The sequence below is a fragment of the Acidimicrobiia bacterium genome (assembly GCA_036271555.1).
In the GTDB taxonomy this organism is placed as follows: Bacteria; Actinomycetota; Acidimicrobiia; order IMCC26256; family PALSA-610; genus DATBAK01.
The window spans coordinates 1-7,132 of record DATBAK010000088.1; the positions used below are offsets into that span (position 1 = coordinate 1).

The 7,132-nt window shown below is 67.9% G+C and carries 7 protein-coding genes; 6 read left to right on the plus strand and 1 reads right to left on the minus strand.

Features of this window, described 5'->3' with window-relative positions:
• Positions 1–188, plus strand: a 188-nt coding sequence (locus VH914_20590) for a histone deacetylase family protein (protein ID HEX4493613.1), incomplete at its 5' end; no start/stop codon positions are given.
• Between the two features lie 31 nt (positions 189–219).
• Here VH914_20590 and VH914_20595 read toward each other — a convergent pair.
• Positions 220–588 (minus strand): hypothetical protein, encoded by a 369-nt coding sequence (locus VH914_20595; GenBank protein HEX4493614.1) that lies wholly within the window; start codon positions 586–588, stop codon positions 220–222.
• Between the two features lie 173 nt (positions 589–761).
• Here VH914_20595 and VH914_20600 point away from each other — a divergent pair, with 173 nt between their 5' ends.
• The 5 genes from VH914_20600 to VH914_20620 all read left to right on the plus strand — a co-directional run bounded on the left by VH914_20600 (position 762) and on the right by VH914_20620 (position 6,997).
• Positions 762–1,448, plus strand: a complete 687-nt coding sequence (locus VH914_20600) for a hypothetical protein (GenBank protein HEX4493615.1) — start codon at positions 762–764, stop codon at positions 1,446–1,448.
• A 99-nt stretch (positions 1,449–1,547) separates the two neighbouring features.
• Entirely contained in the window at positions 1,548–3,173 is a 1,626-nt protein-coding gene (locus tag VH914_20605) for an NAD(P)/FAD-dependent oxidoreductase (protein ID HEX4493616.1), read from the plus strand.
• A 78-nt stretch (positions 3,174–3,251) separates the two neighbouring features.
• Complete coding sequence (locus VH914_20610) at positions 3,252–5,051, plus strand: ABC transporter substrate-binding protein (protein HEX4493617.1); 1,800 nt, start codon at positions 3,252–3,254, stop codon at positions 5,049–5,051.
• A 30-nt stretch (positions 5,052–5,081) separates the two neighbouring features.
• Entirely contained in the window at positions 5,082–6,050 is a 969-nt protein-coding gene (locus VH914_20615; GenBank protein HEX4493618.1) for an ABC transporter permease, read from the plus strand.
• Positions 6,047–6,997, plus strand: a complete 951-nt coding sequence (locus VH914_20620) for an ABC transporter permease (protein ID HEX4493619.1) — start codon at positions 6,047–6,049, stop codon at positions 6,995–6,997. Before VH914_20615 ends, VH914_20620 begins: the two co-directional genes overlap by 4 nt.
• Positions 6,998–7,132: the final 135 nt, after the last annotated feature.

Here is a 7,132-nt window from a genome sequence, read left to right on the forward strand (position 1 = left end):
TCGACGGCGCCGCCGACGATCCCAACAGCCCGTTCGCGGTCACGGCCGACGGCTACCGCGCGATCGGCGCACGCCTCGCGTCGCTCGACCGGCCGACCGTGCTCGTGCAGGAGGGCGGCTACGTGCTCGACACGCTCGGCGACCTCGTGCTCGCGGCGCTCAGCGGTTTCGAAGGCCGGAGCGGTTGAACGATCGGGACGAGACCGATGTCGACCGCGGTCACGCCGGGCCTTTCGCGCTCGCTTGGAGGCAGACGAAGAGCGCGACGACACCGATCACGATCTCTCCGACACCGCGAATGCGCGTCGTGCGGTTGGCGCGCGCGACCTCGTTCGCGACGCCGACGACGACGAGTCCGACCGCGAACACCAGCAGCAGAGGCCGCCGGGCGCGGCGTCGTTCGAGGGCGAGTCGTCGAGCGTCAGGACGGAGATGGCCGTTGGGATATGGCTCCACGTGTCCCCGCGCGCGTGCCGAGCGGTTCCGGTAGCGGCGATAGAGCAATCCGTGGATCCCCCAATCGTTGAGCGCGACGCCGAGCACGACGACAACCACGCCGACCACCGCGATGCCGAGAGCCGCCAGCACGGCACCGCGTTACCCGGAACGACGACCGCCGGAACGCGCCGTCGTGCTCGGACCGGGCCGCGCGGCGGCTCGGTCGGACCGGCGGGGTTTCCGCAACGCGACGCGAGGGGAACGACTGCTCGACCGGCGGTCGTGGCTTCAGCACCCTGCTGGGCTGGAAGGGATCGGCAGCCATGCTCACCAGGTCGGTTCGCGCGACGTGCGTCGTCGCATTGGTGGTTGCGCTCGGCGCGTGTGGCAGCAGCGCGAAGCACTCCGGTTCCGCGTCGGACCTCTCGGCTGCGAAGGCTTCGGTGCTCACTGCGGCGGACCTTCCGAGCTACTTCGCGAAGCCCTATCAAGCGTCGAACGACACGCCGGTAGCGGTGAGGCAACAGTTCGCCAAGTGCCTGAACGTGAGCACCACGATCTTCGACGACACTCCCGGCGCGCAGAGAGCCCACTCGCCGGTGTTCACGAAGAACTCCTCCTCACTCGCGAGCAGCGTCGAGATCGATCCGAAGACGAGCCAGATCGACCAGGGCTGGAGCGAGCTCACCAACCCGAAGATCACGCAGTGCCTCCAGCAGCTCTTCGAGGCGACGACCAAGCTCTCCGCGCCGACCGGCGTGACCTTCGGGCCGACGACGGTCACCAAGTTCTCTCCCGGAATCGGCGGTCGCTCCATTGGCTACACGGCGCAGCTGACCGCGACCTCGGGCGGAACCGCGATGACTTTCTACGTCGACCTGCTCTTCGTTGCTCGCGACCGCGCGGGCGTCGAGCTCGAGGCGTTCAGCACCGGCGAACCCTTCGACCGCACGACCGAGACGTCACTCGCGAAGAAGATGAACGACCGCATCGGAGACAAGGCGGCCTGACGCGTCGGCGCGGCGCTCCTGAGATTCTGCGGCCGCGACGAGCGAGGGGTTCGCGCGGTGCGTCGACCGGGTGATCGACGCCGCGTAGCCTGAGCGACCGTGGCGCGCGCGACCGAACCGTTCGACGTCGTCGTGGTCGGCGGCGGGCACAACGGGCTCGTGGCCGCGGGGCTGCTGGCGAAGCGGGGCGCGCGCGTGACCGTGCTGGAGCGGCGCGCCCAGGTCGGCGGCGCCGCGATCACCGAGCAGCCGTGGGGCCCCGAGTACAAGGTCACCGCGCTCAGCTACGTGATGAGCATGATGCCGCCGACGGTGCTGCGCGAGCTCGACCTCGCACGCCACGGCTACCACGTGTACCGACAGCACGGATACTTCGCGCCCCACGCCGACGGCCGGTACCTGCAGCTCCCCGACGACGACCCGCGCCGGCGGCACGAGGAGATCGCGAAGTTCTCGCCGCGCGACGCGGATGCCATCGAGCGTTGGGACGCGTGGCTCGGCCGGCTCGCGGGCGAGCTCGGCCCGCTGCTCACCGCGGTCCCACCCAAGCTCGGCTCGAAGCGACCGCGCGACCTCGTGTCGCAGTCGCAACTCGCGTGGAAGCTGCGCCGGCTCGACACGCGCGCGGTCGCCGACGTCACGCGCCTCTTCACCGCGAGCATCGCCGACCTGCTCGACGACTACTTCGAGTCTCCGCAGATGCAGGGCGTCCTCGCGGTGAGCGGCATCATCGGCACCTGGGCGGGTCCGCGCTCGGCCGGCACCGCGTTCGTGATGGCGCACCACAAGATCGGCGACGTCGGCGACGGGCAGATGGCGTCGTGGGGCTTCCCGGCCGGCGGTATGGGCGCGGTGACCGGTGCGTTGCGCAGTGCGGCGGAGTCGTTCGGCGCGACCGTGCGCACCGACGCGCCCGTCCACCACATAGAAGTTCGGAACGGTCGCGTTTCGGGAGTGGTCCTCCAGTCCGGCGAGGAGGTGCGCGCCGACGTTGTGATCGCGACGACGCATCCGAAGATCACGTTCCTCGAGCAGATCGACCGCGCCGATCTTCCTGACGACTTCGTGACCGACATCGAGCGCTGGCGGTCGCGCAGTGGCGTCGTGAAGGTGAACCTCGCGCTCGACCGGCTACCCGAGTTCCGCGCCAAGCCCGGCTTCGATCCCGAGGTGCACGGCGGCACGATCGTGCTCGCCGACTCGCTCGCCGAGATCGAGACCGCGTTCCAGGACGCGGTCGCGGGCCGCCCCGCCGAGGTGCCCTTCGCCGACATCTGCATCCCGTCGGTGTTCGACCGCTCCCTTGCGCCCGAGGGCAAGCACGTGATGTCGATGTTCACGCAGTGGGTCCCGCACGCGTACGCGGCCAAGCCGATGTCGTCGGAGCTCGACGCCTACGCCGATCGCGTGATCGCGCGCGTCGAGCGGGTCGCGCCCGGTTTCACCGCGTCGATCCTCCACCGGCAGGTCATCGGGCCCTACGACATGGAGCACGAGTACGGGTTGCTCGGCGGGAACATCTTCCACGGCGAGCTGTCGGCCGACCAGATGTTCCATCTGCGACCCGCGCCGGGCTACGCCGACTTCCGCACCCCGATCGCGAATCTGTATCAAGCGGGATCCGCGACGCACGGTGGTGGCGGGGTGACCGGGATCCCCGGACTCGGTGTCGTCGCGCGGATCGTCGCCGACCGCCGGCGCGCGCGCGTTCCAAGGCGGTCTTGACAGCGCGCGTCACGGGCCGAAGAATCCCGCAGGCAACACGAGGGGCCAGGAGTCACGAAGATACTGGGGGGTCACCCGATGTCCGGCACGGGCCGTCGACTCGGAACAGCCGCGCTGACGATCGCGATCGCGCTCGGTGCGATCACCGTCGGCGCGGTACAAGCAACCGCGGCGACGAAGAAGAAGCCGGTCGTGCTCACGATCGGCGTCAAGCAGGACATCGACAGCCTCAACCCGTACTCCGGCGTGAGCGTCGCGGCGTACGAGGCGTGGACACTCGAGTACGACACGCTGCTCAACCTCAGCGCCGACGGGCTCAAGGCCGTTCCCGAGCTCTCGACGAACGTGCCGAAGGTCGCGAGCGACGGCCTCACGTGGACGTACCACCTGCGCCACGACGTGAAGTGGTCGGACGGCACGCCGTTCACGGCCGACGACGTCGTGTACACGCTCTCGCGGATGAAGAAGGAGGAGTGGTCGAACTTCGTGACGTTCGTCAGCGGCTTCAAGTCGATCACCGCTCCCGACAAGTACACGGTCGTCGTCAAGACCGAGAAGCCCGACCCGCGGATGCCGTACATCCCTGCGTACATCCTGCAGAAGAAACAGTGGTCGCAGGTCTCGACGAAGGATGTCGGGACCTTCTCGAACTCGAACATGATCGGTACCGGCCCGTTCCGGCTGCAGACGTTCAAGAAGGGCCAGTACACGAAGTTCAAGGCGAACCCCGACTACTTCGGCGGCGCGCCGCACATCGACGGCATCACGCTCCAGCTCTACACGAACGACGAGACGATGGTGCAGGACCTCCAGAACGGGGTCATCGACGCCGCCAGCGACATCAAGGCCAGTCTCTTCCCGCGCGTGAAGGCCGACTCCAAGCTCACCGCGGTCGCCGCCGACGACGGCAGCTTCAGCATGCTGACGCTGAACACCGAGTCCGACGGCAAGGCGAAGGTCGGCAACGGCAACGCCGCGCTCCAGGACCCCCGCGTCCGCATCGCGATCGCGCACGCGATCGACAAGCAGACGCTCGTCGACAAGGTGCTGAACGGCTACGGCGTCGTCGGACAGTCGATGAACGTCGCGCTCGCACCGCGCTGGGACCTCGATCCGGTGAAGGACCCGTACAAGTTCGACATCAAGGAAGCGAACAAGATCCTCGACAACGCCGGCTATCTCGACACGAACCACGACGGCGTGCGCGAGATGCCGGGTGGCGGCAAGCCGATCAACCTCCGCTACGACATCCGCTCGGGCTCGTCGATCGAGGCGCCCGACGCGCAGTACATCTCGGGCTGGTTGAAGCAGATCGGCATCAAGACGACGGTCAAGACCGTGAGCGAGGACCAGCTCACGCCCATCGAGAACGCGGGCACGTTCGACATGGCGACCTGGGGCTGGACACCGTTCACCGACCCCGACGCGCAGCTGTCGTACCTGACCTGCGGCCAGGTGCCGAAGGCGCCCGACGACGGCTCGTACAACGACGCGTTCTACTGCAACAAGAAGTACGACGAGCTCTACACCCAGCAACGCTCGCAGCTCGACGAGACGAAGCGCATCGCCGAAGTGCAGGAGATGCAGCAGATCTTCTACAACGACGTGCCCTACGTCGTGATGTTCCGTGCGCAGAACCTGCAGGCCTACAACCACGACCGCTTCACGGGCTTCACGCCGGTTCCGAAGCCCGACGGTCCGGTGATGATCGCCAATGACTTCCTGAACTACACGGACGTCAAGCAGGCCGGCACCGGCGGCGGCTCGAGCAGCAGCGGCGTCGTGATCATCATCATCCTCGTGATCGTCGCGCTCGGCGTCATCGTCGGAATCGTCCTGGCGATGAACCGCCGCCGTACCGCGGATCTCCGCGAGTAACCGAACGACCGCCAGCAAAGGGCTGGTTCCGTGAGCACGCGCTTCGTCGTCCGCAAGATCGTCGGGTCGATCCTGACGTTGTTCGTCGTGCTCGTGTTCAACTTCTTCCTGTTCCGGATCGTGAAGAGCGATCCGGTGGGCAGCTTCCTGCGCGGCCGCAACGTGCCGCCCGAGGTGAAGGCGCGCCTGCGCCACCAGTTCGGCCTCGACAAGTCGAAGTGGGCGCAGTTCTGGCTCTACATGAAGCAGACGCTGCACGGGAACCTCGGCACGTCGTTCAAGGCCGGCCGTCCGGTCACGTACGAGATCGGAAACGCGATCTGGCCGACGATCTGGCTCGTCGGACTCTCGACGATCCTCTCGACGATCATCGGGTTGCTGCTCGGCATCAAGTCCGCGTGGCAGCGCAACAGCTGGTTCGACCGCTTCGCCACCGGTATCTCGATGTTCACGTACGCGACGCCGGACTTCTTCCTCGGCATGCTCTTGCTCGCGGCGTTCGCGTTCAGCTTCAAGGTGCTGCCGACGTCGGGCATCCAGAGTCCGTCGGCGAGCGGGGCCGGCTTCAGCCACCTGATCGACGAGGCGAAGCACCTCATCCTGCCGTCCCTCACGCTGACGATCGGCTACATGGGCGAGTACATGATCGTGATGCGCTCCTCGCTGATCGAGGTGATGGGCGAGGACTTCCTCAAGGTCGCGCGCGCCCGCGGCCTGCGTGACGCGCTCGTCCGGCGGCGCCACGCGGTACCCAACGCGATGCTCCCGACGGTCACGCTCGTCACGCTGAACCTCGGCTTCGTGCTCAGCGGCGCGATCGCGGTGGAGCAGGTGTTCTCGTGGCCCGGGCTCGGCAAGGCGACGGCCGACGCGGTCGCGAACCAGGACTTCCCGATGCTGCAGGGACTCTTCCTGCTCTTCACCGGCGCAGTGATCGTCGCGAACCTCGTCTCCGACCTGTTGTACGGCTACCTCGATCCACGGGTCCGCGTCGGATGACGACGACCGCGCCGCCGGCGCCGGCGTCTGCGCCCGTCCCGCCCGCGCGCACGAGCGCGCGCGCGATCGTCCGCGCGCGACGCCGGCGCGCGTTCGCGCGGGTGTGGCGCACGTACCGCTCGAGCCTCCAGGGCATGGTGGGGCTCGCGATCCTGGTCGTGTTCGTCGGCATCGCGGTATTCGCGCCGCTCATCACGTCGAGCAAGGGTCTCGACGTCACGAACACGACGCACAACCCGACGCTCGCCGCGCCGAGCTCGCACTTCATCATGGGCACCGACGAGCTCGGCCGCAGCGTCTGGACGCTGTTCGTCTGGGGTTCGCGCATCAGCCTGTTCGTCGGGCTCGCGGCGACGATCATCGCGATCGCGCTCGGCGCGGGCTTCGGCATCGTCGCCGGCTACGCGGGCGGGCGCACCGAGGGCGTCCTCATGCGGATCACCGAGTTCTTCCTCGTGATCCCGTTCATCCCGCTGGCGGTCGTGCTCGCGTCGGTGCTGCACCGCTCGCTCAGCAACATCATCTTCGTGATCGGGATCACGTCGTGGCCGGGCACCGCGCGGTTGATACGCGCGCAGGTGCTGTCGGTGAAGACCCGGCTCTACGTCGATCGGGCGCGCGGGCTCGGCGCCGGGCACTGGCACGTGATCTCGCGCCACATCCTTCCGAACGTGATGCCGCTGATCTTCGCCAACCTCACGTTGACGGTGCCGATCGCGATCCTGTCGGAGAGCACGCTGTCGTTCCTGGGGCTCGGTGATCCGTTGCGCATCTCGTGGGGGGTCGTGCTCGAGAACGCGTTCGACGGCGCCGCGGTGACGCTCGGCGCGTGGTGGTACTACCTCGCGCCTGGTCTCGGCATCATCCTCGTCGCGCTCGCCTTCACGATGTGCGGTCGCGCGCTCGAAGAGATCTTGGACCCCCGACTCGTGGAGGCACAGACGTGAGCGGCACGAGCGGCGAGCGGAGCGAGCGAGCGACCGGGCCCATTCCCACCCCGCGTCACGGAGCGGTGAGCGCAGCGAACGCGACCATGGAAACGCCAGACATGAGCGGCACGAGCGGCGAGCGGAGCGAGCGAG

What these genes read in the sequence shown, in the direction of transcription:
- VH914_20600 (HEX4493615.1), top strand. Translation starts at nt 762, where the DNA reads ATGCTCACCAGGTCGGTTCGCGCGACGTGCGTCGTCGCATTGGTGGTT.
- VH914_20610 (HEX4493617.1), top strand. Translation starts at nt 3,252, where the DNA reads ATGTCCGGCACGGGCCGTCGACTCGGAACAGCCGCGCTGACGATCGCG.
- VH914_20620 (HEX4493619.1), top strand. Translation starts at nt 6,047, where the DNA reads ATGACGACGACCGCGCCGCCGGCGCCGGCGTCTGCGCCCGTCCCGCCC.